The organism is Thalassospira xianhensis MCCC 1A02616, assembly GCF_003326475.1.
Classification (GTDB): domain Bacteria; phylum Pseudomonadota; class Alphaproteobacteria; order Rhodospirillales; family Thalassospiraceae; genus Thalassospira; species Thalassospira xianhensis.
On sequence record NZ_JPWA01000049.1, the window covers coordinates 1 to 20,801 of the forward strand.

Sequence of the window (20,801 nt, forward strand, 5' to 3'; positions counted from 1 at the left end):
ATCCGTGAAGGCGGTCGTACCGTCGGCGCGGGCGTTGTTGCCAAGATCATCGAGTAATTTTCTCTTGATCTTTGTGAAGCGGGCGGCTATGTAAGCCGCCCGCAACACTTTTGCGGCAATCGTCAACTCCAGTTGAGGGGCCGGTGTCCTTTTGAGGGCTCCGGTACATAATTACATGGATAGTCAGAACATTCGCATTCGCCTGAAGGCGTTTGACCATCGCGTGCTGGATCAGTCCACGCGCGAGATCGTCAATACGGCGAAGCGCACTGGCGCAGAGGTCCGCGGCCCGATTCCGCTGCCGACCCGCATTGAGAAATACACTGTTCTGCGGTCTCCGCACATCGATAAGAAATCGCGTGAACAGTTCGAAATCCGTACGCATAAGCGTCTTCTCGACATTGTCGACCCGACTCCCCAGACCGTTGATGCTCTGATGAAGCTCGACCTGGCTGCAGGCGTCGACGTCGAGATCAAACTTTAATCGGGAGTAAGCCGCAATGCGTAGTGGACTTATTACCCAGAAGGTTGGCATGACTCGCGTCTTCACGGACGAAGGCGTGCACCTTCCTGTCACCGTTCTGAAAGTCGATAACCTTCAGGTCGTTGCTAATCGTACCAGCGACACCGACGGTTACGTTGCTGTTCAGCTTGGCTATGGCAAAGCAAAAGTGAAAAACGTATCGAAGCCGATGCGCGGTCACTTCGCAAAAGCCAAGGTTGAGCCGAAAGCGAAACTTGCTGAATTCCGCGTTAGCGAAGATGCGCTGATCGAAGTTGGTGCCGAACTTTCGGCTGCCCACTTTGTCGAAGGCCAGTTCGTTGACGTTATCGGCACCTCCATCGGTAAAGGTTTTGCCGGTGCGATGAAGCGCCATAACTTCGGTGGTCTGCGTGCGTCGCACGGTGTGTCTGTATCGCACCGTTCGCATGGTTCCACCGGTCAGTGCCAGGATCCGGGCCGCGTCTTCAAAGGTAAGAAGATGGCTGGTCACATGGGTGCGGCTCGCGTTACCGTTCAGTCCCTGAAAATCGTCTCTACCGACGCTGACAAGGGTCTTGTTCTGGTTCACGGTGCTGTTCCGGGTCATGCTGGTGCGTATGTCCTTGTTAAGGATGCTGTGAAACGTGCTGCACCGGAAGGTCTGCCGTTCCCGGCCGCGCTGAAGGGTGCTGCTGCCCCGGCTGCTGAAGAAGCTGCCGCCGAGGATAAGGAATAAGCATCATGAAGCACGATATTCTTAAACTTGACGCGTCCAAGGCAGGTAACATCGATCTCGCAGAAGAGATCTTTGGTCTGGACGTTCGTCGTGACATCCTTCACCGCATGGTGAACTGGCAGCTGGCAAAACGCCGCGCCGGGACCCATAAGGTCAAGGAAAAGAGCGAGATCTCTGCGACCACGAAAAAGTTCGTACGTCAGAAGGGTAGTGGCGGTGCACGTCACGGTTCCCGTAAAGCCGTACAGTTCCGTGGTGGTGGTGTAGCGCATGGTCCGCGTGTTCGCGATCATTCGCACGATCTGACCAAGAAATTCCGTAAGCTCGCGCTGAAAACCGCTCTGTCGGCCAAAGCAAAGGACGGTAAGCTTATCGTTCTGGACTCCGCGGAATTCTCGGACGCCAAAACCAAGAATCTGGTCGCTGCTTTCGCTAAGCTCGGCTGGAAATCTGCACTGATCATTGACGGTGCGCAGATCAATGAGGGCTTTGCACGCGCTGCGCGCAACATCCCGCAGATCGATGTGCTGCCTGAGATTGGTGCTAACGTCTATGACATCCTGCGCCGTGACACCCTGGTGCTGACCAAGGGTGCGGTCGAAGCGTTGGAGGCACGTCTCAAATGACGATCATCAGCAAAGAGCGGATGTACGAAGTCATCCGCGCCCCGCATATCACTGAAAAGTCGACGCTGATTTCTGAACACAACGCAGTTGCGTTCAAAGTTGCGATCGACGCCACCAAGCCGGAGATCAAGGCTGCTGTGGAAGGTCTGTTCGGGGTGAAGGTCAAGGCGGTCAATACCTCTGTGGTAAAAGGCAAGACCAAGCGTTTTCGCGGTACTGTCGGTCGCCGGAGCGATTTCAAGAAAGCGATGGTTACCCTCGAAGAGGGTCAGTCCATCGACGTGACGACGGGAATCTAAGACATGGCTTTGAAGAAGTTTAAACCAACCTCTCCTGGTCGCCGTCAGCTGGTTCTTGTCGATCGTTCCGATCTCCACAAGGGCAAGCCGATCAAAGCGTTGACCGAAGGTCTTCGCAAGAAAGGTGGCCGTAACAACTCTGGTCGTATCACCGCCCGCCGTATTGGTGGTGGTCACAAGCGTCGTTACCGCATTATCGACTTCAAACGTACCAAGTTTGATGTCGTTGGTACGGTCGAACGTCTGGAATATGATCCGAACCGCACGGCGTTCATCGCCCTGGTTCGTTATTCCGATGACGAGTTGGCCTACATCCTCGCACCGCAGCGTCTTGCTGTCGGCGACAACATTGTTGCAGCCGAACGCGTAGACATTAAGCCGGGTAATGCCGCACCGCTGAAGAATATTCCGGTCGGTACCATCGTCCATAACGTCGAACTGAAAGCCGGTAAAGGTGGTCAGATCGCACGTTCGGCAGGCACCTATGTGCAGCTTGTCGGCAAGGACCAGGGTTACGCCCAGCTTAAGCTGTCCTCCGGTGAGGTACGTTTGGTTCGTGGTGAATGCATGGCTACCATCGGTGCCGTGTCCAACCAGGACCAGCAGAACACAAACCTTGGTAAAGCAGGCCGCAATCGCTGGCTTGGCAAGCGTCCTTCGGTTCGTGGTGTTGCCATGAACCCGATCGATCACCCGCATGGTGGTGGTGAAGGTCGCACTTCGGGTGGTCGTCACCCGGTTACGCCGTGGGGCAAGCCTACCAAGGGCAAACGTACCCGCTCGAACAAAAAGACTGACGCGCTCATCATGCGCCGTCGTCATAAGAGCTAACGGAGGAGGCTAGACTATGGCGCGTTCCGTTTGGAAGGGTCCGTTTGTAGACGGATACCTTCTTAAGAAAGCCGAAACAGTCCGTGCTTCAGGCCGGAATGAGGTAATTAAGACCTGGTCGCGGCGCTCGACGATTTTGCCGCAATTCGTAGGCCTCACCTTTGGGGTTTACAATGGCCAGAAGTTTCTGCCGGTACTTGTGAACGAAGATATGATCGGTCATAAGTTCGGCGAGTTTTCGCCGACCCGTACCTACTATGGTCACGCGGCCGACAAGAAGGCGAAGAGGAAGTAACGATGGGTAAAAAAGCTGACATCCGTCGGCTGGCGGACAACGAGGCTGCGGCTTCGCTCCGGGCAGTACGCATTTCCCCGCGTAAGCTCAACCTCGTCGCCGAGTCGATCCGTGGTATGAAGGCAGAGGCTGCTTTGGCAGAGCTCACCTTCTCCAACAAACGCATTTCGCAGGACGTCAAAAAGCTGCTGGAATCGGCAATCGCTAATGCCGAGAACAACCACCAGCTCGATGTTGACCGTCTCTTTATCAAAGAGGCGACTGTTGGTAAGGCATTCGTGATGAAACGTTGGCGGGCCCGCGCACGCGGTCGCGTCGGCAAGATCATCAAGCCGTTCTCCAACATGCGCATCGTCGTCTGCGAACGTGAGGAGGCCGAGTAATGGGTCAGAAAGTAAATCCGATCGGTCTGCGCGTTGGCATCAACCGTACGTGGGATTCCCGCTGGTACGCCAACAAGGCCGATTTCGCTGGCCTTCTTCATGAAGACCTGGCGATCCGTAAATACATCTTCGACCGTCTGAAACAGGCGGGTGTATCGAAGGTGATTATCGAACGTCCGGCGAAAAAAGCCCGTATCTCGATCCACTCTGCCCGTCCGGGTGTTGTGATCGGGAAAAAAGGCCAGGACATCGAGAAGCTCAAGAACGATCTGCAGAAACTGACCAAGTCGGAAGTGCAGGTTAACATCATCGAAATCCGTAAACCGGAAATCGATGCCAAGCTGGTCGCTGACAACATCGCCCAGCAGCTTGAGCGCCGTGTTTCGTTCCGTCGCGCTATGAAGCGCTCGGTTCAGAACGCAATCCGTCTCGGTGCTGGTGGCATTCGTATTAATGCTGCTGGTCGTCTTGGTGGTGCTGAAATCGCTCGTACCGAATGGTACCGTGAAGGTCGCGTTCCGCTGCATACCCTGCGTGCGGACGTTGATTACGGCACTTCGGAAGCTCACACCACCTATGGTGTTTGCGGTCTGAAGGTCTGGATCTTCAAGGGCGAAATCATGGCTCACGATCCGTTGGCTTCCGAGCGTAAAGCGCTCGAGTCGGCTGGTTCAGGTCGTAAGTAAGGAGATAGAGAGATGCTTTCTCCAAAACGTACAAAGTTCCGTAAAGCACACAAAGGCCGCCTTAAAGGTGAGGCCAAAGGTGGTACGGAACTTAATTTCGGCGCTTATGGCTTGAAAGCCTTGGAGCCGGAGCGTATAACGGCGCGTCAGATCGAAGCGGCCCGCCGCGCGATCACCCGCCACATGCGCCGTCAGGGCCGTGTGTGGATCCGTGTTTTCCCGGATCTCCCGGTTTCGCAAAAGCCTGCTGAAGTCCGTCAGGGTAAAGGCAAAGGCTCGGTCGAATATTGGGCGGCACGCGTTAAACCGGGCCGGATTATGTTTGAACTTGACGGTGTTCCGCTGGATCTTGCACGTCGGGCTTTCGAGCTCGCAGCGGCAAAATTGCCGATCAAGACCAAGTTTGTCACGCGTCTTGGTGAAGGGGAGTAATTAGTGATGAAAATTGCTGATCTCCGCGCGAAAAGCGCTGATGAACTAAAACAGATGCTGCTCGACCTGCGTAAGGAATCGTTCAATATGCGTTTCCAGCAGGCTTCCGGTCAGTTCGAGAACACTGCGCAGGTCCGTAAGGTCCGCCGTGATATCGCCCGCATCAAAACCCTTCTCGGAAACGAGAAGGGTGCTACTGCGGCCTAACTGGACACGCATAGGAGTTAAGACACATGCCGAGGCGTGTATTGCAGGGGACAGTCGTTTCGACAAAAAACGACAAGACCGTGGTGGTCCGTGTGGAACGCCAGGTCATGCACCCGCTGTATAAAAAGTATGTGCGCAAGTCGAAGAAATTCCACGCGCATGATGAAGAGAACCGCTTCAAGACGGGTGACGTCGTTCGTATTCGCGAATGCCGGCCGATCTCGAAATTGAAGTCTTGGGAAGTAGTGGTCGAGGAGTGAGTCCTCAGCCCAACCATAGTCAAGGGGTAAACCCATGATCCAGATGCAGTCCAATCTGGACGTTGCCGATAATAGCGGCGCTCGCCGTGTTCAGTGCATCAAGGTGCTGGGCGGCTCGAAGCGCAAAACCGCTAATGTCGGTGATGTTATCGTGGTTTCCGTCAAGGAAGCCATTCCGCGCGGTCGTGTTAAGAAGGGTGCAGTTCACAAAGCTGTCATCGTTCGGACCGCAAAGGAAATTCGTCGTTCCGATGGTTCGGCGATCCGCTTTGACCGTAATGCTGCCGTTCTTATCAATGCGAACGGTGAGCCTATCGGTACGCGTATTTTCGGCCCGGTGACCCGTGAACTTCGTTCGCGTGGTTACATGAAGATCATTTCGCTTGCCCCGGAGGTGCTGTAATGGCTGCCAAGATTAAAAAGGGTGATCGCGTCATTGTTCTTACGGGTAAAGACAAAGGGAAAACCGGCGAAGTTATCGCCGCTTTCCCGACCGAGAACAAAGTTCTGGTTTCGGGCATCAACCTGGTGAAACGTCACCAGCGTCCGACCGGTGCTGATGCTGGCGGCATCGTCGAGAAGGAAGCGAAAATCAACGTTTCCAACGTGGCGATTGTCGACCCGAAAGAAAACAAGCCGACCCGCGTCGGTTTCAAGACCCTCGATGATGGTCGCAAGGTTCGCGTAGCGAAGCTCAGCGGCGAAGTCATCGACAACTGAGGGACGGAAAAATGACGCGCCTGCGCGAACATTACAAAGAAGTGGTGCGTGACGCACTCCAGAAGGAGTTCTCCTACGAGAACTCCATGGAGGTTCCGCGCCTCGAGAAGATCGTGATCAATATGGGTGTCGGCGACGCCACCCAGGATCGCAAAAAGCTGGAAGGTGCGGCGGCCGATCTCGCTGCCATCACCGGTCAGAAGCCTATCTTCACCAAAGCGAAAAAGTCGGTAGCGGCTTTCAAGCTTCGTGAAGGCATGAATATCGGTTGTAAAGTGACCCTGCGTCGCGACCGTATGTACGAGTTCCTGGACCGTCTGGTTTCGGTCGCGCTTCCGCGCGTTCGTGACTTCCGCGGCCTGAACAAAAAATCCTTCGATGGTCGTGGCAACTTTGCCATGGGCCTCAAGGAACAGTTCGTCTTTCCTGAAGTCGAGTACGACAAAGTCGACTCGGTCCGCGGGATGGACATCATCATTTGCACCACGGCAAAGTCCGACGCCGAAGCTCTCGCCCTTCTCAAGGGCTTTGATCTTCCGTTCGGAAACTAACTGGAGGTTGGCCCATGGCCAAGAAAAGCGCCGTTCAGCGCGAACTTAAACGTGAGCGCCTGGCTAAGCAGCATGCTGCCAAGCGTGCCGCCCTTAAAGCGGTCATTAACAATCGCGAGACGTCCCCTGAGGAACGTATCGCGGCTGTGATCAAACTCGCCCAGCTGCCGCGTAACTCGGCCCGTATCCGTCAGCGTATCCGCTGCCAGGTTTCCGGTCGTCCGCGCGGTGTCTATCGCAAATTCCGCCTGTCCCGTATCGCCCTTCGTGAACTTGCTTCGCGTGGTCAGATCCCGGGCATGGTGAAGTCGAGCTGGTAAGGAGGACATCACATGTCGATGACTGATCCCGTAGGCGATATGCTCACGCGTATCCGCAACGGTCAGCGCGTTGGTAAATCCAGCGTTGCTTCGCCGGCTTCAAAACTGCGTACCGGTGTGCTGGATGTTCTCCAGCGCGAAGGTTATATCCGCGGTTACAGCATTAATGAAATTCGCAAGGGCGTCAGCGAAATCAACATCGAACTCAAATATTTTGAGGGCGAAGGCGTGATTAAGCAGATCGACCGCGTCTCGACCCCGGGTCGTCGTGTTTATTCGAAGATCAAAGATCTTCCGAAAGTTTACAACGGCCTGGGCATCGCAGTCCTGTCCACTCCGAAAGGGGTTCTGTCGGATCAGGAGGCTCGCGAGCAGAATGTCGGCGGCGAAATCCTCTGCAAGGTATTCTAAGGAGGGCCAACGATGTCGCGAGTAGGAAAAAACCCGGTGGTCGTGCCTAACGGCGTTACCATCACCCTGACCGAAGAACAGATCAGTGCAAAAGGCAAGCTCGGTGAGCTTCGTCTGCCGCTGACCTCGGACGTAACCGTTTCACAGGATGACAACCAGATCACCGTGAAACCGGCCAACGATACGAAGCGTGCACGTGCCCTTTGGGGTACCACCCGCGCCAATATCGCAAACCTCGTAACCGGGGTTTCGGACGGCTTCACCAAGAAACTGGAAATCACCGGTGTTGGTTACCGTGCGCAGGTCCAGGGCAATAAACTGGTTCTGCAGCTTGGCTTCTCTCATGACGTGGAAATGGAGATCCCCGCGGGTCTTAACGTCGTCGCAGAAAAGCCGACCCTTATCGCCATCTCTGGCGCAGATAAACAGCTCGTTGGTCAGTTCGCTGCAAATGCACGCGGCTGGCGCGGTCCGGAGCCTTACAAAGGCAAAGGTGTCCGTTACGAAGGCGAGTATATCTTGCGCAAAGAAGGCAAGAAGAAGTAAGGACTGGCACGATGAAAAACGCGAGAAACCTCTTCGAGCGCCGCAAACGCCGCGTTCGTTTTGCGATCCGCCAGAAAGCGGCCGGTCGCCCGCGCCTCAGCGTGCACCGTTCCAACGCGCATATCTATGCACAGATTATCGACGATCTGGCAGGCAAGACCCTTGTCTGCGCTTCGTCGGCCGAGAAAGATCTCGGTGGCAAAGGCAGCAATGCCGAAGCAGCTGTGCTGGTCGGTAAAGCTATTGCCGAACGTGCCGTTGCCGCTGGTGTGAAAACGGTCGTATTCGATCGTGGCGGGTATTTGTTCCATGGCCGGGTGAAAGCTCTGGCCGATGCCGCCCGTGAGGGCGGTCTGGACTTCTAAGGAGCACGACCATGGCACGTAATCAGAATACACAACAGCAGCAGCAGGCGCCGAAAGCCCGTGAAGAAAACGAACTCGTCGACAAGCTGGTTGGTATCAACCGCGTCGCGAAAGTCGTTAAGGGCGGTCGTCGCTTTGCTTTCTCCGCAATGGTTGTCGTCGGTGACCAGCGCGGTCGCGTCGGATACGGCACGGGCAAAGCCCGTGAAGTTCCGGAAGCGATCCGCAAGGCTACCGAAGCAGCCAAGCGCAACATGATCCGCGTTCCGTTGCGTGAAGGCCGTACCCTTCACCACGATGTGCAGGGCCACTTTGGTGCAGGTCGGGTTATTCTCCGTTCTGCTCCGGCTGGTACCGGTATCATTGCTGGCGGTGCGATGCGCGCAGTTTTCGAAACCATGGGTGTTCAGGACGTCGTGTCCAAATGCACCGGTTCGAACAACCCGCACAACGTTATCCGTGCAACTCTTGACGCTCTGGTCAACGGCGCTTCACCGCGTCAGGTCGCTGCAAAACGCGGCCTGAAGGTTGGCGAGATCGTTGCCCGTCGCGATAGCGGTTCGGCTGCGGCCGCCGTTCTCGAAAAGGAGTAATTCGATATGGCTGCTAAGAAAAAAGCGACCGTACGCGTTACCCAGACGGGTTCGCCGATCGGACGTCCGGCTGATCAGCGCCAGACCCTTGTGGGTCTTGGCCTGAACAAACTGCACCGGACTCGTGAGCTGGAAGATACTCCGGCTGTTCGCGGTATGATCGCCAAGGTCAAGCACCTCGTCCGCGTGGACGAGGCCTGATTGGCCCCCAGATCGAAAAGGTGTTGATTAATGAAACTCAACGAACTTGCCGATAACCCGGGTGCCCGCAAGGCGCGCACCCGCGTCGGTCGCGGTATCGGTTCGGGCAAAGGCAAAACTTCTGGCGCAGGTCAGAAGGGTCAGACTTCCCGTTCCGGTGTAGCGATCAATGGCTTCGAAGGCGGGCAGATGCCAATCTACCGTCGTCTTCCGAAGCGCGGCTTTAAAAATCCGTTCCGGAAACTGTTCGGTGTTGTGAACCTTGGTACCCTTCAGACCGCCGTTGATAACGGTGTTCTTGAAGAAGGTGCAAATGTCACCATCGACGTTCTGGTCGAAAAAGGCCTGGCCCGTCCGCAGAAAGACGGTCTGCGTCTGCTCGCCAAAGGCGAACTGAAAGCGAAACTGAATATCGAAATCACCGGTGCTTCCAAGTCGGCTATCGAAGCCGTCGAGAAAGCTGGTGGCTCGGTCAAGGTTCTTGCTCCGGTTGCCGCAGCAGAAACTGCAGAATAAGCCTCTATGACTACGTGAGGGTCCGGTTCCCAAGATTACGGGACCGGACCCTCCAGTTTTAGCGTATTGGGAGATGAGTGCATGGCATCGGCCGCCGAGCAGCTTGCCGCGAACCTGAACTGGTCGTCTTTTTCTAAGGCAACCGAGCTTAAAAAGCGTATCTGGTTCACTTTGGGCGCGCTTATAGTTTACCGTCTGGGAACCTATATTCCTATTCCCGGCGTTGACCCGTCCATTCTTGCTGATATTTTCCAGCAGAATGCTGGTGGCGTCCTGGGCATGTTTGACATGTTTGCTGGTGGTGCGCTTGGGCGTATGACCATCTTCGCGCTGAACATCATGCCTTATATCTCTGCCTCGATCATCATTCAGCTGATGACCACTGTTTCGCCAAGCCTTGAGGCTATGAAAAAAGAGGGCGAGCAGGGGCGTAAAAAGATTAATCAATATACCCGTTATCTGACCGTTCTGATCGCCACGATCCAGGCGTGGGGCATTGCCGTCGGTCTTGAAAGCATGAGCGGTTCAACCGGCTCTGCGGTTCATGATCCGGGCATGTTCTTCCGCTTTACCGCGGTTGTGACGCTTGTTGGCGGCACCATGTTCCTGATGTGGCTGGGCGAACAGATCACCCAGCGCGGTATCGGTAACGGCATTTCGCTTATCATCTTTACCGGTATTGTTGCGGGCCTTCCGGCCGCGATTGCGGGCACCCTTGAACTCGGCCGTACCGGCGCGATTTCGGCACTGGTGATCGTTGCGATCATCGTGCTGGCGATTGCCGTGATTGCCTTCATCGTGTTCGTGGAACGTGCGCAGCGCCGTGTTCTGATCCAGTACCCCAAACGCCAGGTCGGCATGAAGGTCATGGAAGGTCAGAGCTCGCATCTGCCGCTCAAGATCAACACGGCCGGCGTTATTCCGCCGATCTTTGCAAGCTCGCTTCTGCTGATGCCGCTGTCGGTTGCACAGTTCACTGCCGGTGCGGATGCGCCGGTGTGGCTCAGCACCGTGACAGCGCTACTTGGCCGTGGCCAGCCGCTTTATATCGGTCTGTATATCGCGCTTATCGTCTTCTTTGCCTTCTTCTATACGGCGGTTGTTTTCAACCCGGAAGATACGGCAGACAACCTGAAAAAACATGGTGGCTTCATTCCGGGCATCCGTCCGGGCAAGAATACCGCCAACTATCTGGATTTCATCCTGACCCGTCTGACGGTCATCGGTGCGGCTTATCTGGCATTCGTCTGTATCCTGCCGGAACTTCTGATCGCCGAATGGTCGGTGCCGTTCTACTTTGGTGGGACTAGCTTGCTGATCGTTGTCACGGTAACCATGGATACCGTAGCACAGATCCAGTCGCATATGCTGGCTCACCAGTATGAAGGCCTGATCAAGAAATCCAAATTGCGTGGACGCCGTCGCTAAGGCGGCGCCACCAAGACCGTCAGGGGGACGACAATGAACATTATCCTTCTTGGCCCTCCGGGTGCTGGCAAAGGGACCCAGGCAAAGCGTCTTGAAACCGGACGCGGCATGATTCAGCTTTCGACCGGTGACATGCTGCGCGCAGCGGTCGCTGCCGGTACCGAGCTGGGGCAGAAGGCAAAGGAAGTCATGGATGCGGGCAAGCTCGTCTCCGACGATCTGATGATCGGTCTGATTTCCGAACGACTTGACCAGGACGATACCAAGAACGGTTTCATTCTGGATGGTTTTCCGCGTACCACAGCCCAGGCACATGCCCTGGATGTGATGCTGGAAACCAAGGGACTGGCACTTGATTATGTGATCGAGTTGCGGGTTGATGATGCCGCCCTTGTGGCACGTATCGTTGGTCGCTACACCTGCGCGAAATGCGGGCAGGGATACCATGACGAGTTCCAGAAACCCAAGCAGGACGGTGTGTGCGACGTATGTGGCAGCACCGAATTCAAACGCCGTGCGGATGACAATGCCGAGACGGTCACATCGCGACTGGAAGCTTATCACAAGCAGACAGCACCGATCATTCCCTACTATGAGAATGCCGGTAAGCTGAAAACAGTTGACGGGATGGCCGAAATCGACGAAGTTACGCGCGAGATAGAAGCCATCCTGGGGTAATTTCCCGGGCAGGGCATTTTTTTGCTGGCGGGTTGGCAGTATTGCTGGCCCGCTTTTGCAGCGCCCCGTCCTACCGGATCTGCCGCAGGGTTTGTTAACAGGAAACAGGAGTCTCACACAGTGGCTCGTATTGCTGGCGTAAACATCCCGACCGCTAAGCGTGTCGTGATTGCGCTTACCTACATCACCGGCATTGGCCCGGCGAAAGCTAAAGAAATTTGCGCAAAGGTTGGCATCGAAGCAGCAACCCGCGTTCATCAGCTCTCTGATGACCAGGTTCTCAAGGTGCGTGAAGTCATCGACGCTGATTACACCGTCGAAGGCGACCTTCGTCGTGAAACCGCAATGAACATTAAACGTCTGATGGATTTGGGCTGCTACCGCGGTCTGCGTCATCGTCGCGGTCTCCCGGTACGCGGTCAGCGTACCCACACCAACGCCCGCACCCGCAAGGGCCCGGCTAAGCCGATCGCTGGCAAGAAGAAGTAAGGTAGGGGACAGACAATGGCAAAAGCTCCTCAGACTCGCGTGCGTCGCCGCGAGCGGAAGAACATTACGAACGGTATCGCGCACGTAAACGCGACCTTCAACAACACCATGATCACCATCACCGACGTTCAGGGGAATACCATTTCCTGGTCGACCGCTGGTGGTATGGGTTTCCGCGGTTCGCGTAAATCGACCCCGTATGCTGCACAGATTGCTGCCGAAGACGCAGGTAAAAAAGCTGCTGAACACGGCATGAAAACTCTTGAAGTTCAGGTTAAAGGCCCGGGTTCGGGACGTGAATCTGCTCTTCGTGCGCTGCAGGCGGTTGGTTTCACCATTACGTCGATCAAAGACGTAACGCCGATTCCGCACAACGGTTGCCGTCCGCGTAAACGTCGTCGCGTCTAATCGCGCCGATCTGCGGACGACCCCGCGTTTGGGCCCGGGCGACCGGGCCTCTTCGCGTTTCTCGCGGGGGCCAATTTTGTGCCCCCCTTTACCATAGGCTCCAGTTGCGAAGGTGGGTCTCGTGATTCAAAAGAACTGGCAGGAACTGATTAAGCCGACCAAGCTTGATGTTACTCCGGGTACGGATGCCAGCCGCATCGGTACGATCGTGGCGGAACCGCTGGAGCGCGGTTTTGGTCAGACTCTGGGTAACGCGCTGCGTCGCATTCTGCTGTCGTCGCTCCAGGGTTCGGCGGTTACTGCGATCCAGATTGACGGTGTATTGCACGAATTTTCGTCGATCCCGGGCGTGCGTGAAGATGTCACCGACATCATCCTGAATATCAAGACCATGGGTGTGCGCATGCATGCCGAAGGTCCGAAGAAAATGGCGCTTAAAGCGACCGGTCCGGGTGCTGTCACCGCGGGTCAGATCGAAACCGGTGCCGATATCGAAATCCTTAACCCGGATCTCGAGCTGTGCCATCTTGATGATGGTGCGACGCTGAACATCGAATTCACCGTTGATAACGGTAAAGGCTATGTTGCTGCGACCTCGCATCGTTCATCGGATGCGCCGATCGGTCTTATTCCGATCGATGCAATCTTCAGCCCGATCCGTAAAGTGGCCTACAAGGTGGAAAACACCCGTGTTGGTCAGGATACCGATTATGACAAGCTGTCGCTGACCGTTGAAACCAACGGCTCGGTCACCCCGGAAGATGCAATGGCACTTGCTGCCCGTATCCTTCAGGACCAGCTGTCGCTGTTCGTCAACTTCGACGAGCCGGAAGCGGTTGTCGAAGAGAAGAAAGAAGACGAACTACCGTTCAACCGCAATCTGCTGCGCAAGGTCGACGAGCTCGAGCTCTCGGTCCGTTCGGCAAACTGCCTCAAGAACGACAACATCATCTATATCGGTGATCTGGTTCAGAAAACCGAAGCAGAAATGCTTCGTACGCCGAACTTCGGCCGTAAATCGCTGAACGAAATCAAGGATGTCCTGGCTCAGATGGGTCTGCATCTTGGTATGGAAGTCGGCGGCTGGCCGCCGGAAAACATCGAAGAACTCGCTCGTAAGTTCGAAGACCCGTTCTAAGAACGGATCTTCGGCCTTCGGGTCGGTACTTTTGACTGCCGGGGCAGGCGTTCTGCCCCAACCAGAAACCCGGTTTTCGGAATTTCTGGCGGGCTGGTGCCCAAAACCGCACGTGCATGACCTGATTTAATCAGGGTGGCGGCGCGGTATCACAATCGGTTTCGTGAGCGAAGCCAAGGCAATAAGGAGAGTTCCTATGCGTCACGGTATGCAAGGCCGTAAGCTTAATCGTACGTCGTCCCATCGTAAGGCGATGTTCTCTAACATGGCGGTTTCGCTGCTCACCCACGAGCAGATCAAAACCACTCTTCCGAAGGCCAAGGATCTTCGCCCGTATGTCGAAAAACTGATTACGCTGGGCAAGCGGGGCGACCTGCATGCACGCCGTCAGGCCATTTCGATCCTGCGTGACGAGAAAGTCGTTGCCAAGCTGTTCGGCGAAATTGCTGATCGCTACAAAGAGCGTTCGGGTGGTTACACCCGTGTTCTCAAGGCTGGCTTCCGTTATGGCGATGCTGCTCCGGTTGCTGTGATCGAGCTTGTTGATCGCAACCCGGAAGCAAAAGGCGCGGAAGACCGTGCTCGCCTTGAAGCAGAGGGCGAAGGCGAAGAAGCGTCTGCTGAATAAGCAACGTTTCGGCCTTTAAGATAGAAACGGGCGGTGCCAATGGTGCCGCCCGTTTTCTTTTGGCATTCTCGCGCATTGGGAAATATTTCGAAATTCATCATATTTCCGCCAAGGTTGCGCGCAAACCCTGATCACCCTAATTTCTGTGCGGTATCCACAAGACTGTTTTCCGCCCTGACAGCTTTACGAAGAAAAAAGAGAGAGTTCGACGTGCAGGCACGATTGATTGCGACCGTCATGACCGGGATCATGATTGTATCGGGGGTCATGTTTGGCCAGATTGGGTTGGCATCGGCACAGGATCGGCGCCTGCCCGAAAGCCAGACCGAAATAAAGATGTCACTGTCGCCGCTGGTGAAGCAAACCGCCCCGGCCGTGGTGAACATCTATACCAAAAAGGTCGTCACCACCCAGCAGCGCAGCCCGTTTTTCAACGATCCGTTCTTTCGCCAGTTCTTTGGCGAACGGTTCGGCGGGGCGTTTGGCGCGCCGCGGCAGCGGGTCGAGCGGTCGCTTGGTTCCGGGGTGATTGTATCATCCGATGGGACAATCGTTACCAACCATCACGTGATCGAAGGGGCCAGCGAAATTCGCGTCGTTCTGCATGATAATCGCGAATTCGATGCCGAACTGGTTGGTTCGGACGAACGCACCGATCTGGCGGTTTTGCGTTTGCGCGATGTGAAGGATGAATTGCCGGCGATCACCCTTGGCGACTCCGACGCGGTTGAAGTCGGTGATCTGGTTCTTGCCATCGGGAACCCATTCGGGGTCGGACAGACCGTCACCAGCGGCATTGTTTCCGCACTGGCGCGCGCCGGTGTCACGGGGCAGGATTATCAATCCTTTATCCAGACCGATGCCGCAATCAACCCAGGGAATTCCGGCGGGGCGCTTGTCGATATTGATGGCAAGCTGATCGGGGTGAATTCGGCGATCTTTACCAAATCGGGCGGGTCGAATGGCATTGGCTTTGCTGTTCCGGTCAATATGGTCAAGGTGGTGATGCGCGGCCTGATCAGTGGCGATTTGCGTCGCCCGTGGCTGGGGGCAGCCGGGCAGTCGGTGACCGCCGATCTGGCATCGTCGCTTGATCTGGATCGCCCGCACGGTGTTCTGATCAACGAAGTACGCCAGGGCAGCCCTGCCAATCGTGGCGGGCTTCTGCCCGGTGACGTGGTGATTGCGGTGAATGGTTTGCCGGTCGATAACCCGAACGAGCTTAAATTCCGTATCGCGACGCTGGAACTTGATCACAATGCGGAACTTTCCGTGCTGCGCAAGGGGCAGGAAGTGATGCTTCGGATGCCGCTTGAAGTCGCGCCCGAACTGCCGGCGCGTGATGAAACCGAGGTCGAGGGTCGCAATCCGTTCAGCGGATCGAAAATCGCCAATGTGAACCCGGCACTTGCCGATGAAATCGGTATCGATACGCTGAGCAACGGTGTGATCGTCCTTGCCGTGCAACGCGATAGCCTTGCGCGCCGGGCCCGCATTCAGCCCGGTGATTATATCGTCGAGGTCAATGGTGTGCCGATTGACTCGGTCGCCCGCCTGAAGGAAGTTGTCAAAGCCGGTGAACGCGGTCGCGACTGGTCCATTGCTGTCAAACGCGATGGCAAGGTTCTGACCGCCGATTTCACCCTGTAACCGGCGCGCCGCAACGCTTACCAAGGATCAAAGGCCCCACATGGCATCACTGTTTGAAAGTCAGGCATCCCGGCCCTTGGCCGACAGGCTGCGTCCGGCAAAGCTGGATGAGGTCGTCGGGCAGGGGCACCTGTTTGGGGATGACGGGCCGATTACGCGGATGATCAATACCGGGCGGGTGCCATCGGTCATTCTTTGGGGGCCTCCCGGTTGTGGCAAAACAACCCTGGCCCGCCTGATGGCGGATGTTGCCGATATGGCGTTTGAACCGCTATCGGCGATCTTTTCCGGGGTTGCCGACCTGCGCAAGGTGTTTGACCGGGCAAAGGGGCGGCGGGCAACCGGTGCCTCGACCCTGTTATTCATCGACGAAATCCACCGTTTTAACAAGGCACAGCAGGACAGTTTCCTGCCGTTTGTCGAAGACGGCACCATCACCCTGATCGGGGCGACGACCGAAAACCCGTCGTTCGAGCTGAACGCGGCATTACTGTCGCGCTGTCAGGTGCTGGTGCTTAAACGGTTGGATGATCAGGGCCTTGAAGAGCTTCTGGTGCGGGCGGAAAAGGAAATGGGGTTTGAACTTCCCCTGTCGCCCGAGGCACGGGTAACACTGCGCGCCATGGCCGATGGTGACGGGCGTTATCTTCTGAACCTTGCAGAAGAACTGTTTCTGCTGCCGCCAAGTGACGATGGCCCACTTGGTGTTGCCGAACTGTCGCGCACCGTGCAAAAGCGCATGCCGCTTTATGACAAGGGGGATGACAGTCATTACAACCTGATCAGTGCCCTGCATAAATCGGTGCGCGGTTCGGACCCGGATGCGGCCCTATACTGGTTTAACCGGATGCTGGCCGGGGGCGAGGATCCGAAATTCGTTGCGCGCCGCATCACCCGCATGGCGGTCGAGGATATCGGCCTTGCCGATCCGCAGGCCCAGCAGATTTGCGTGGGTGCGTGGGAGGCGTATGAGCGCCTCGGAAGCCCGGAAGGCGAACTGGCATTGGCGCAGGCGGTGATCTATCTGGCGCTGGCACCCAAATCGAATGCCGGTTATGCCGCCTATAAACGGTCATTGAAGGTCGCGCGCGATACCGGGTCGCTGATGCCGCCTGCCCATATCCTAAATGCGCCGACCAAGCTGATGAAGGATATCGGCTATGGCACCGGCTATGCCTATGACCATGATCAGGAAGATGGTTTTTCCGGCCAGAATTATTTTCCCGATGGCATGCGCCGCCAGAATTTTTACGAACCGGTTGAACGCGGTTTTGAACGTGATTTGAAAAAGCGGGTCGAATATTTCGACAAGTTACGCCGGGAACGTCAAAAGCAGCGCGGTGAAGACTAACCGGCAGGTGTGTTGTTCTCTTTTGGTCAACAATCTGGTGAAAAGACATCAGATAATCATCGTCATGGAAACTGTTAAAGTCAGGGCAACAGAAACAATCCCGGACTTGGAGACTCTTCATGACTTCGATCCTGCATATCAATGCCTCGGTTAATGGCGAAAATTCCAATTCGCGCCAGATCGCATCCAAGCTGATCGAACGCATTGTTGCCGCAACCCCGGCTGCCAACGTTGTTGAACGTGACCTGAACGATAAATCGATCCCGGCTCTGACCGGCGAAATCGTCGGTGCGTTCTATACTCCGGCTGAAAACCGTACTGGCGCACAGAAAGACGTGATCGCCGTTTCCGACAAACTGGTTGCCGAACTTCAGGCATCCGATGTCGTTGTCATCGGTGCGCCGATGTATAACTTCTCGGTTCCGTCGACGCTTAAGGCATGGGTTGACCTGATTGCCCGTGTTGGTGTGACCTTCAACTACACCGAAAACGGCCCCAAAGGCCTGCTTAAAGGCAAGAAAGCCTATATCGTTGTTGCCACCGGCGGCGTTCCGGTCAACAGCCCGGCGGATTTCGCAACCCCGTATCTGAAACAGGTTCTTGGTTTTGTCGGTATTTCCGACGTTGATGTTATCGATGCATCCGGTTTCGCTGTAAATGCCGAAGAAGCCATGGAACGCGCGATTGCAAATGTTGCTGCCGCACCGCTTCCGAAGGCGGCATAACGCCGCACTACCTGTTGCCCGCGGAAATCGATAGTCGCACCCATCCCCCCCAATGTGGCTGGTTGGTTTCCAGATAATGCCCGAACGAGTATCTCGTTCGGGCATTTTTGCATTTGTTAACTTGACCAATTACAACAATTAACCGGTATTTAGGGAGTCTTGGGTTAGAGCAGTCTCACAAAACGGGAACGGGGAATTTTTGTGAAACGCGTGGCAATTGTACTGGCGTGGCTTTTGTTTGTTGGCGGACTGACTTTCGCGGTGATCCGTTTCAGCGGATTGCTCGACAGTATGCTTGTGGCGGGTGAACCGGCTGACATCAGTCTGGGGCCGGATATGGCTCTGCCGAAATCGCCGACCTACTTCCTGATCTGTCCGCTTGAGGCATGCCCGTCGACCCATCGCAATGCCCAAAGCCCGGCCTTTGACGTGGCCCCCGATATGGTCGCAACCGCGTTGCAGGCAACAGCAGGCGAACAGGGCATGAAGCTTGTCGAAGGTGATGGATTGTCGCTTGAATTGCGCTTCCTTGCCCGAACCCCGGTCTTTCGGTTCCCCGACTGGATCGATGTAAAAGTCATTCCAAGCGAACAGGGCGGCAGCCGTATCTTTGCCTATTCCCGGTCGGTCTATGGCAATGACGATTTCGGCCAGAATGAAAAACGCCTGAAATCATGGATGGCGGCAACCGTTGCCCTGATCGGTCAGGAAGCCACACCGCAAAACTAAGTGCCTTTTAGGGCCGGGGCGGCCTGGCGTATTGTTATGCGACCCGCCTATGATGTTTTCACACGTGACTTTTTAAAACCGAAAGACTAGGTTCCGCGCCATGCAATTTTCACCGTTGTTTATCGCATCCATCGCATTGGGCGGGGCTGTTGGCGCGGTTGCCCGATATGGTGTTTCGGCCTTTATGGGGGCAACGCTTGGTCACGGTTTTCCATGGGGGACGTTGACGGTCAATATCGTCGGGTCTTTTGTCATGGGGCTTCTGATTGAAGTTTCGGCTCTTAAACTGTCGCTAAGCCCGGAAATGCGGGCCTTTCTGGTGACGGGCTTTTTGGGGGCGTTTACAACGTTTTCGACTTTTTCGCTCGATGTCGCGACCTTATATGAACGCGGTAATATTGGCCTTTCGGGCCTTTATGTCGCGATTTCGGTCTGCGTTGGCATCGCAGCATTGTTCGGCGCAATCGCGCTGGTAAGGGGAGTTCTGCAATGAGTGGTGTCACTCTGCGCAAGGTTAAGAATGACGAAGCCGAAATGCGGCTTGATCGCTGGTTCAAGCGGAACTGTCCGGAATTTACCTTTGGGCAGGTTCAGAAGCTGCTGCGTGGCGGCCAGATCCGTGTCGATGGCAAACGCGCCAAGGCCAATCAGCGTCTTGAACCCGGACAGGAAGTCCGTGTTCCACCTGCACCGGTCATGTCGGGTGGCGGACTGGGGCCGTGGGCCGAAGGCAATTACGATGCAGCCAACGCGGCACAGCATGTGAAATCAGGTCCGGCCAAGTCCGATGCGACCGAGGAAGAGCTCCAGGCGCTGCGCGATTCCGTCATTTTCTATGACGAGGTGGTTCTTGCGATCAACAAGCCGGCCGGTCTTGCCGTGCAGGGCGGGACCAATATCGACCTGCATGTTGATGGCATGCTTGATGCGTTAAAGCTTGATAGCAAGGAACGCCCGAAACTGGTGCATCGTCTTGATAAGGACACCAGTGGCGTCCTGTTGCTGGCACGGTCGGCATCGGCGGCCAATGCCCTGACCAAGGCGTTCAAGGATAAGACCACGCGCAAACTTTACTGGGCGATTGTCACCGGTGCGCCCGATGAACGCGAAGGCCTGATTGATGCGCCGCTTGCCAAACATGGCGGCAAGGGCGGTGAAAAGATGGTCATCGACGAAAAAGAGGGCAAATCGGCCCAGACGATCTATCGTCAGTTGGCCCGTGCCGGTCGTCGTGCAGCGTGGCTTGCTCTGTCGCCGCTGACCGGTCGTACCCACCAGCTGCGCGCCCATTGTCAGGCGATGGAATGCCCGATCCTTGGCGATGGCAAGTATGGTGGAGCCAAAGCATTCATGGATGGTCTGTCAAACCAGATGCATCTGCATGCGCGTGCGATTGATTTCCCCCATCCGGTGACCGGCCATCGGGTCGTGATCGAGGCCCCCGTGCCCGAACATTTCAGCGCAACCATCAAGGCGCTGAACTTTGATCCGAAAACGCCGACCAAATTCCTGACCCCGGAAATCCATCGGGAAAAGGAAGTAAAGCCAAAGCCGAAACCGTCGAGAACACGTAAAAGATAATTGTTCGGGAAAGCTTTCCCCAACGCGAAAAGCCGACGCACTGCGTCGGCTTTTTCGTCCCTGTCAACGGCGTTGATGACAAATGGTCCTGATTAAGGGCGCGCGACCATTTTACCGAAACGGTTGATAAACGCATCGTGAACCCGACGTAAATGCTGGGCATGAACCGTGTTTCCCGTGCGTTCGCAGATTTCGGCCTGGCTTTTGATCATGACCGCGATCCGTTTGCGGCCACGTGGTGTGTGCACCATGCTTTCGCCTTCCTCAAGGGCGGTAAGAAGGGGGATGTGTTCACACTCGGCAATCGCGAGAATTTCTTCTTCGCGCAGATCGCTGAAATCGATGCAGTCCCGAAGCGTGAGCATATTTGCCTCCGCAGTTCGCGTGCCAACCCTGTTATCGTATCCCTACCTTGAGGTGTTCGGAAGCGGGATAAAATTTACCATTGGTTTCCATTGCTTGCCGCACAGCAAAAAATGCGTCTGCGTTGCATCGGCTAGAGACTCGATCTTTGGTGAAGTTTGGAATAATCTC

General features: G+C 55.8%; 34 protein-coding genes. 33 read left to right on the plus strand and 1 reads right to left on the minus strand.

Annotation, left to right across the window (positions count from 1 at the left end):
• The first annotated feature begins 175 nt into the window (after positions 1 to 175).
• From rpsJ to TH5_RS23410, 33 genes are all read left to right on the plus strand, one after another.
• Positions 176 to 484 carry a 30S ribosomal protein S10 gene (gene rpsJ, locus TH5_RS23250; RefSeq protein ID WP_007091508.1) on the plus strand — a complete coding sequence of 103 codons (309 nt, stop codon included), beginning with the start codon at positions 176 to 178 and terminating at the stop codon, positions 482 to 484.
• 16 nt (positions 485 to 500) lie between these two features.
• Positions 501 to 1,220, plus strand: coding sequence for a 50S ribosomal protein L3 (gene rplC, locus TH5_RS23255; RefSeq protein ID WP_062952329.1), 720 nt, complete (start codon positions 501 to 503; stop codon positions 1,218 to 1,220).
• Between the two features lie 5 nt (positions 1,221 to 1,225).
• A complete protein-coding gene (rplD, locus tag TH5_RS23260) occupies positions 1,226 to 1,846 on the plus strand; it encodes a 50S ribosomal protein L4 (protein ID WP_114123886.1) in 621 nt (206 codons plus the stop codon).
• The gene (locus tag TH5_RS23265) at positions 1,843 to 2,145 is read left to right on the plus strand and encodes a 50S ribosomal protein L23 (RefSeq protein ID WP_007091505.1); all 303 of its coding nucleotides are present in this window, start codon (positions 1,843 to 1,845) and stop codon (positions 2,143 to 2,145) included. Before rplD ends, TH5_RS23265 begins: the two co-directional genes overlap by 4 nt.
• A 3-nt stretch (positions 2,146 to 2,148) precedes the next feature.
• On the plus strand, positions 2,149 to 2,976 hold the full coding sequence (gene rplB / locus TH5_RS23270) for a 50S ribosomal protein L2 (RefSeq protein WP_007091504.1): 828 nt from the start codon (positions 2,149 to 2,151) through the stop codon (positions 2,974 to 2,976).
• Positions 2,977 to 2,992: 16 nt separating this feature from the next.
• Positions 2,993 to 3,271, plus strand: coding sequence for a 30S ribosomal protein S19 (gene rpsS, locus TH5_RS23275; protein ID WP_007091503.1), 279 nt, complete (start codon positions 2,993 to 2,995; stop codon positions 3,269 to 3,271).
• A 2-nt stretch (positions 3,272 to 3,273) separates the two neighbouring features.
• Positions 3,274 to 3,654, plus strand: a complete 381-nt coding sequence (gene rplV, locus TH5_RS23280; protein WP_007091502.1) for a 50S ribosomal protein L22 — start codon at positions 3,274 to 3,276, stop codon at positions 3,652 to 3,654.
• Positions 3,654 to 4,340, plus strand: a complete 687-nt coding sequence (rpsC, locus tag TH5_RS23285) for a 30S ribosomal protein S3 (RefSeq protein WP_007091501.1) — start codon at positions 3,654 to 3,656, stop codon at positions 4,338 to 4,340. Before rplV ends, rpsC begins: the two co-directional genes overlap by 1 nt.
• Positions 4,341 to 4,352: 12 nt before the next feature.
• Positions 4,353 to 4,772, plus strand: coding sequence for a 50S ribosomal protein L16 (gene rplP, locus TH5_RS23290; protein WP_007091500.1), 420 nt, complete (start codon positions 4,353 to 4,355; stop codon positions 4,770 to 4,772).
• 6 nt (positions 4,773 to 4,778) lie between these two features.
• Positions 4,779 to 4,979 (plus strand): 50S ribosomal protein L29, encoded by a 201-nt coding sequence (gene rpmC / locus TH5_RS23295; RefSeq protein ID WP_007091499.1) that lies wholly within the window; start codon positions 4,779 to 4,781, stop codon positions 4,977 to 4,979.
• 26 nt (positions 4,980 to 5,005) lie between these two features.
• Positions 5,006 to 5,239 carry a 30S ribosomal protein S17 gene (gene rpsQ, locus TH5_RS23300; protein ID WP_007091498.1) on the plus strand — a complete coding sequence of 78 codons (234 nt, stop codon included), beginning with the start codon at positions 5,006 to 5,008 and terminating at the stop codon, positions 5,237 to 5,239.
• Between the two features lie 34 nt (positions 5,240 to 5,273).
• Entirely contained in the window at positions 5,274 to 5,642 is a 369-nt protein-coding gene (rplN, locus tag TH5_RS23305; protein WP_007091497.1) for a 50S ribosomal protein L14, read from the plus strand.
• Positions 5,642 to 5,959, plus strand: coding sequence for a 50S ribosomal protein L24 (gene rplX / locus TH5_RS23310; RefSeq protein WP_007091496.1), 318 nt, complete (start codon positions 5,642 to 5,644; stop codon positions 5,957 to 5,959). Before rplN ends, rplX begins: the two co-directional genes overlap by 1 nt.
• Before the next feature lie 11 nt (positions 5,960 to 5,970).
• The gene (gene rplE / locus TH5_RS23315) at positions 5,971 to 6,510 is read left to right on the plus strand and encodes a 50S ribosomal protein L5 (protein WP_007091495.1); all 540 of its coding nucleotides are present in this window, start codon (positions 5,971 to 5,973) and stop codon (positions 6,508 to 6,510) included.
• Positions 6,511 to 6,524: 14 nt separating this feature from the next.
• Positions 6,525 to 6,830 carry a 30S ribosomal protein S14 gene (rpsN, locus tag TH5_RS23320; protein ID WP_114123887.1) on the plus strand — a complete coding sequence of 102 codons (306 nt, stop codon included), beginning with the start codon at positions 6,525 to 6,527 and terminating at the stop codon, positions 6,828 to 6,830.
• 12 nt (positions 6,831 to 6,842) lie between these two features.
• Positions 6,843 to 7,241, plus strand: a complete 399-nt coding sequence (rpsH, locus tag TH5_RS23325; RefSeq protein WP_062952336.1) for a 30S ribosomal protein S8 — start codon at positions 6,843 to 6,845, stop codon at positions 7,239 to 7,241.
• 12 nt (positions 7,242 to 7,253) lie between these two features.
• Positions 7,254 to 7,787 carry a 50S ribosomal protein L6 gene (gene rplF, locus TH5_RS23330; protein WP_114123888.1) on the plus strand — a complete coding sequence of 178 codons (534 nt, stop codon included), beginning with the start codon at positions 7,254 to 7,256 and terminating at the stop codon, positions 7,785 to 7,787.
• Between the two features lie 11 nt (positions 7,788 to 7,798).
• Positions 7,799 to 8,152 (plus strand): 50S ribosomal protein L18, encoded by a 354-nt coding sequence (gene rplR / locus TH5_RS23335; protein ID WP_007091491.1) that lies wholly within the window; start codon positions 7,799 to 7,801, stop codon positions 8,150 to 8,152.
• 11 nt (positions 8,153 to 8,163) lie between these two features.
• Positions 8,164 to 8,745, plus strand: coding sequence for a 30S ribosomal protein S5 (gene rpsE, locus TH5_RS23340; protein ID WP_007091490.1), 582 nt, complete (start codon positions 8,164 to 8,166; stop codon positions 8,743 to 8,745).
• Between the two features lie 6 nt (positions 8,746 to 8,751).
• Positions 8,752 to 8,946, plus strand: coding sequence for a 50S ribosomal protein L30 (gene rpmD / locus TH5_RS23345; protein ID WP_007091489.1), 195 nt, complete (start codon positions 8,752 to 8,754; stop codon positions 8,944 to 8,946).
• A 30-nt stretch (positions 8,947 to 8,976) separates the two neighbouring features.
• Positions 8,977 to 9,462 (plus strand): 50S ribosomal protein L15, encoded by a 486-nt coding sequence (rplO, locus tag TH5_RS23350; RefSeq protein WP_037990970.1) that lies wholly within the window; start codon positions 8,977 to 8,979, stop codon positions 9,460 to 9,462.
• Positions 9,463 to 9,543: 81 nt separating this feature from the next.
• Positions 9,544 to 10,890, plus strand: a complete 1,347-nt coding sequence (gene secY, locus TH5_RS23355; RefSeq protein ID WP_114123889.1) for a preprotein translocase subunit SecY — start codon at positions 9,544 to 9,546, stop codon at positions 10,888 to 10,890.
• 33 nt (positions 10,891 to 10,923) lie between these two features.
• Entirely contained in the window at positions 10,924 to 11,568 is a 645-nt protein-coding gene (locus TH5_RS23360; RefSeq protein ID WP_037990968.1) for an adenylate kinase, read from the plus strand.
• Between the two features lie 120 nt (positions 11,569 to 11,688).
• Positions 11,689 to 12,057 (plus strand): 30S ribosomal protein S13, encoded by a 369-nt coding sequence (gene rpsM, locus TH5_RS23365; protein ID WP_007091485.1) that lies wholly within the window; start codon positions 11,689 to 11,691, stop codon positions 12,055 to 12,057.
• 15 nt (positions 12,058 to 12,072) lie between these two features.
• A complete protein-coding gene (rpsK, locus tag TH5_RS23370) occupies positions 12,073 to 12,465 on the plus strand; it encodes a 30S ribosomal protein S11 (protein ID WP_062952341.1) in 393 nt (130 codons plus the stop codon).
• A 121-nt stretch (positions 12,466 to 12,586) separates the two neighbouring features.
• Complete coding sequence (locus TH5_RS23375; RefSeq protein WP_007091483.1) at positions 12,587 to 13,603, plus strand: DNA-directed RNA polymerase subunit alpha; 1,017 nt, start codon at positions 12,587 to 12,589, stop codon at positions 13,601 to 13,603.
• Between the two features lie 196 nt (positions 13,604 to 13,799).
• The gene (rplQ, locus tag TH5_RS23380; RefSeq protein WP_007091482.1) at positions 13,800 to 14,231 is read left to right on the plus strand and encodes a 50S ribosomal protein L17; all 432 of its coding nucleotides are present in this window, start codon (positions 13,800 to 13,802) and stop codon (positions 14,229 to 14,231) included.
• Between the two features lie 210 nt (positions 14,232 to 14,441).
• Entirely contained in the window at positions 14,442 to 15,881 is a 1,440-nt protein-coding gene (locus tag TH5_RS23385) for a DegQ family serine endoprotease (protein WP_114123890.1), read from the plus strand.
• Between the two features lie 40 nt (positions 15,882 to 15,921).
• Positions 15,922 to 17,232 (plus strand): replication-associated recombination protein A, encoded by a 1,311-nt coding sequence (locus TH5_RS23390; RefSeq protein ID WP_114123891.1) that lies wholly within the window; start codon positions 15,922 to 15,924, stop codon positions 17,230 to 17,232.
• Positions 17,233 to 17,351: 119 nt separating this feature from the next.
• Positions 17,352 to 17,957: an FMN-dependent NADH-azoreductase gene (locus tag TH5_RS23395; RefSeq protein WP_114123892.1), complete on the plus strand. Its 606-nt coding sequence runs from the start codon at positions 17,352 to 17,354 to the stop codon at positions 17,955 to 17,957.
• Between the two features lie 201 nt (positions 17,958 to 18,158).
• Positions 18,159 to 18,686 carry a DUF1499 domain-containing protein gene (locus tag TH5_RS23400; RefSeq protein WP_114123893.1) on the plus strand — a complete coding sequence of 176 codons (528 nt, stop codon included), beginning with the start codon at positions 18,159 to 18,161 and terminating at the stop codon, positions 18,684 to 18,686.
• A gap of 100 nt (positions 18,687 to 18,786) precedes the next feature.
• Positions 18,787 to 19,179 (plus strand): fluoride efflux transporter CrcB, encoded by a 393-nt coding sequence (crcB, locus tag TH5_RS23405; protein ID WP_114123894.1) that lies wholly within the window; start codon positions 18,787 to 18,789, stop codon positions 19,177 to 19,179.
• On the plus strand, positions 19,176 to 20,267 hold the full coding sequence (locus TH5_RS23410; protein ID WP_114123895.1) for an RluA family pseudouridine synthase: 1,092 nt from the start codon (positions 19,176 to 19,178) through the stop codon (positions 20,265 to 20,267). Before crcB ends, TH5_RS23410 begins: the two co-directional genes overlap by 4 nt.
• Before the next feature lie 92 nt (positions 20,268 to 20,359).
• On the opposite strand, the gene TH5_RS23415 is transcribed toward TH5_RS23410, so the two are convergent.
• Positions 20,360 to 20,632, minus strand: a complete 273-nt coding sequence (locus tag TH5_RS23415; RefSeq protein ID WP_114123896.1) for a hypothetical protein — start codon at positions 20,630 to 20,632, stop codon at positions 20,360 to 20,362.
• Between the last annotated feature and the right edge of the window lie 169 nt (positions 20,633 to 20,801).

Coding starts and splice junctions, on each gene's coding strand:
- rpsC (WP_007091501.1), top strand. CDS start 3,654: ATGGGTCAGAAAGTAAATCCGATCGGTCTGCGCGTTGGCATCAACCGT.
- rpsJ (WP_007091508.1), top strand. CDS start 176: ATGGATAGTCAGAACATTCGCATTCGCCTGAAGGCGTTTGACCATCGC.
- rpmC (WP_007091499.1), top strand. CDS start 4,779: ATGAAAATTGCTGATCTCCGCGCGAAAAGCGCTGATGAACTAAAACAG.
- TH5_RS23410 (WP_114123895.1), top strand. CDS start 19,176: ATGAGTGGTGTCACTCTGCGCAAGGTTAAGAATGACGAAGCCGAAATG.
- rplC (WP_062952329.1), top strand. CDS start 501: ATGCGTAGTGGACTTATTACCCAGAAGGTTGGCATGACTCGCGTCTTC.
- rpsE (WP_007091490.1), top strand. CDS start 8,164: ATGGCACGTAATCAGAATACACAACAGCAGCAGCAGGCGCCGAAAGCC.
- rplF (WP_114123888.1), top strand. CDS start 7,254: ATGTCGCGAGTAGGAAAAAACCCGGTGGTCGTGCCTAACGGCGTTACC.
- rpsH (WP_062952336.1), top strand. CDS start 6,843: ATGTCGATGACTGATCCCGTAGGCGATATGCTCACGCGTATCCGCAAC.
- TH5_RS23415 (WP_114123896.1), bottom strand. CDS start 20,632: ATGCTCACGCTTCGGGACTGCATCGATTTCAGCGATCTGCGCGAAGAA.
- rpmD (WP_007091489.1), top strand. CDS start 8,752: ATGGCTGCTAAGAAAAAAGCGACCGTACGCGTTACCCAGACGGGTTCG.
- rplB (WP_007091504.1), top strand. CDS start 2,149: ATGGCTTTGAAGAAGTTTAAACCAACCTCTCCTGGTCGCCGTCAGCTG.
- TH5_RS23395 (WP_114123892.1), top strand. CDS start 17,352: ATGACTTCGATCCTGCATATCAATGCCTCGGTTAATGGCGAAAATTCC.
- TH5_RS23265 (WP_007091505.1), top strand. CDS start 1,843: ATGACGATCATCAGCAAAGAGCGGATGTACGAAGTCATCCGCGCCCCG.
- rplQ (WP_007091482.1), top strand. CDS start 13,800: ATGCGTCACGGTATGCAAGGCCGTAAGCTTAATCGTACGTCGTCCCAT.
- rplD (WP_114123886.1), top strand. CDS start 1,226: ATGAAGCACGATATTCTTAAACTTGACGCGTCCAAGGCAGGTAACATC.
- rplO (WP_037990970.1), top strand. CDS start 8,977: ATGAAACTCAACGAACTTGCCGATAACCCGGGTGCCCGCAAGGCGCGC.
- rpsK (WP_062952341.1), top strand. CDS start 12,073: ATGGCAAAAGCTCCTCAGACTCGCGTGCGTCGCCGCGAGCGGAAGAAC.
- rplP (WP_007091500.1), top strand. CDS start 4,353: ATGCTTTCTCCAAAACGTACAAAGTTCCGTAAAGCACACAAAGGCCGC.
- rplE (WP_007091495.1), top strand. CDS start 5,971: ATGACGCGCCTGCGCGAACATTACAAAGAAGTGGTGCGTGACGCACTC.
- TH5_RS23390 (WP_114123891.1), top strand. CDS start 15,922: ATGGCATCACTGTTTGAAAGTCAGGCATCCCGGCCCTTGGCCGACAGG.
- rpsN (WP_114123887.1), top strand. CDS start 6,525: ATGGCCAAGAAAAGCGCCGTTCAGCGCGAACTTAAACGTGAGCGCCTG.
- rplN (WP_007091497.1), top strand. CDS start 5,274: ATGATCCAGATGCAGTCCAATCTGGACGTTGCCGATAATAGCGGCGCT.
- rplX (WP_007091496.1), top strand. CDS start 5,642: ATGGCTGCCAAGATTAAAAAGGGTGATCGCGTCATTGTTCTTACGGGT.
- TH5_RS23360 (WP_037990968.1), top strand. CDS start 10,924: ATGAACATTATCCTTCTTGGCCCTCCGGGTGCTGGCAAAGGGACCCAG.
- secY (WP_114123889.1), top strand. CDS start 9,544: ATGGCATCGGCCGCCGAGCAGCTTGCCGCGAACCTGAACTGGTCGTCT.
- rplR (WP_007091491.1), top strand. CDS start 7,799: ATGAAAAACGCGAGAAACCTCTTCGAGCGCCGCAAACGCCGCGTTCGT.
- rplV (WP_007091502.1), top strand. CDS start 3,274: ATGGGTAAAAAAGCTGACATCCGTCGGCTGGCGGACAACGAGGCTGCG.
- rpsS (WP_007091503.1), top strand. CDS start 2,993: ATGGCGCGTTCCGTTTGGAAGGGTCCGTTTGTAGACGGATACCTTCTT.
- rpsQ (WP_007091498.1), top strand. CDS start 5,006: ATGCCGAGGCGTGTATTGCAGGGGACAGTCGTTTCGACAAAAAACGAC.
- crcB (WP_114123894.1), top strand. CDS start 18,787: ATGCAATTTTCACCGTTGTTTATCGCATCCATCGCATTGGGCGGGGCT.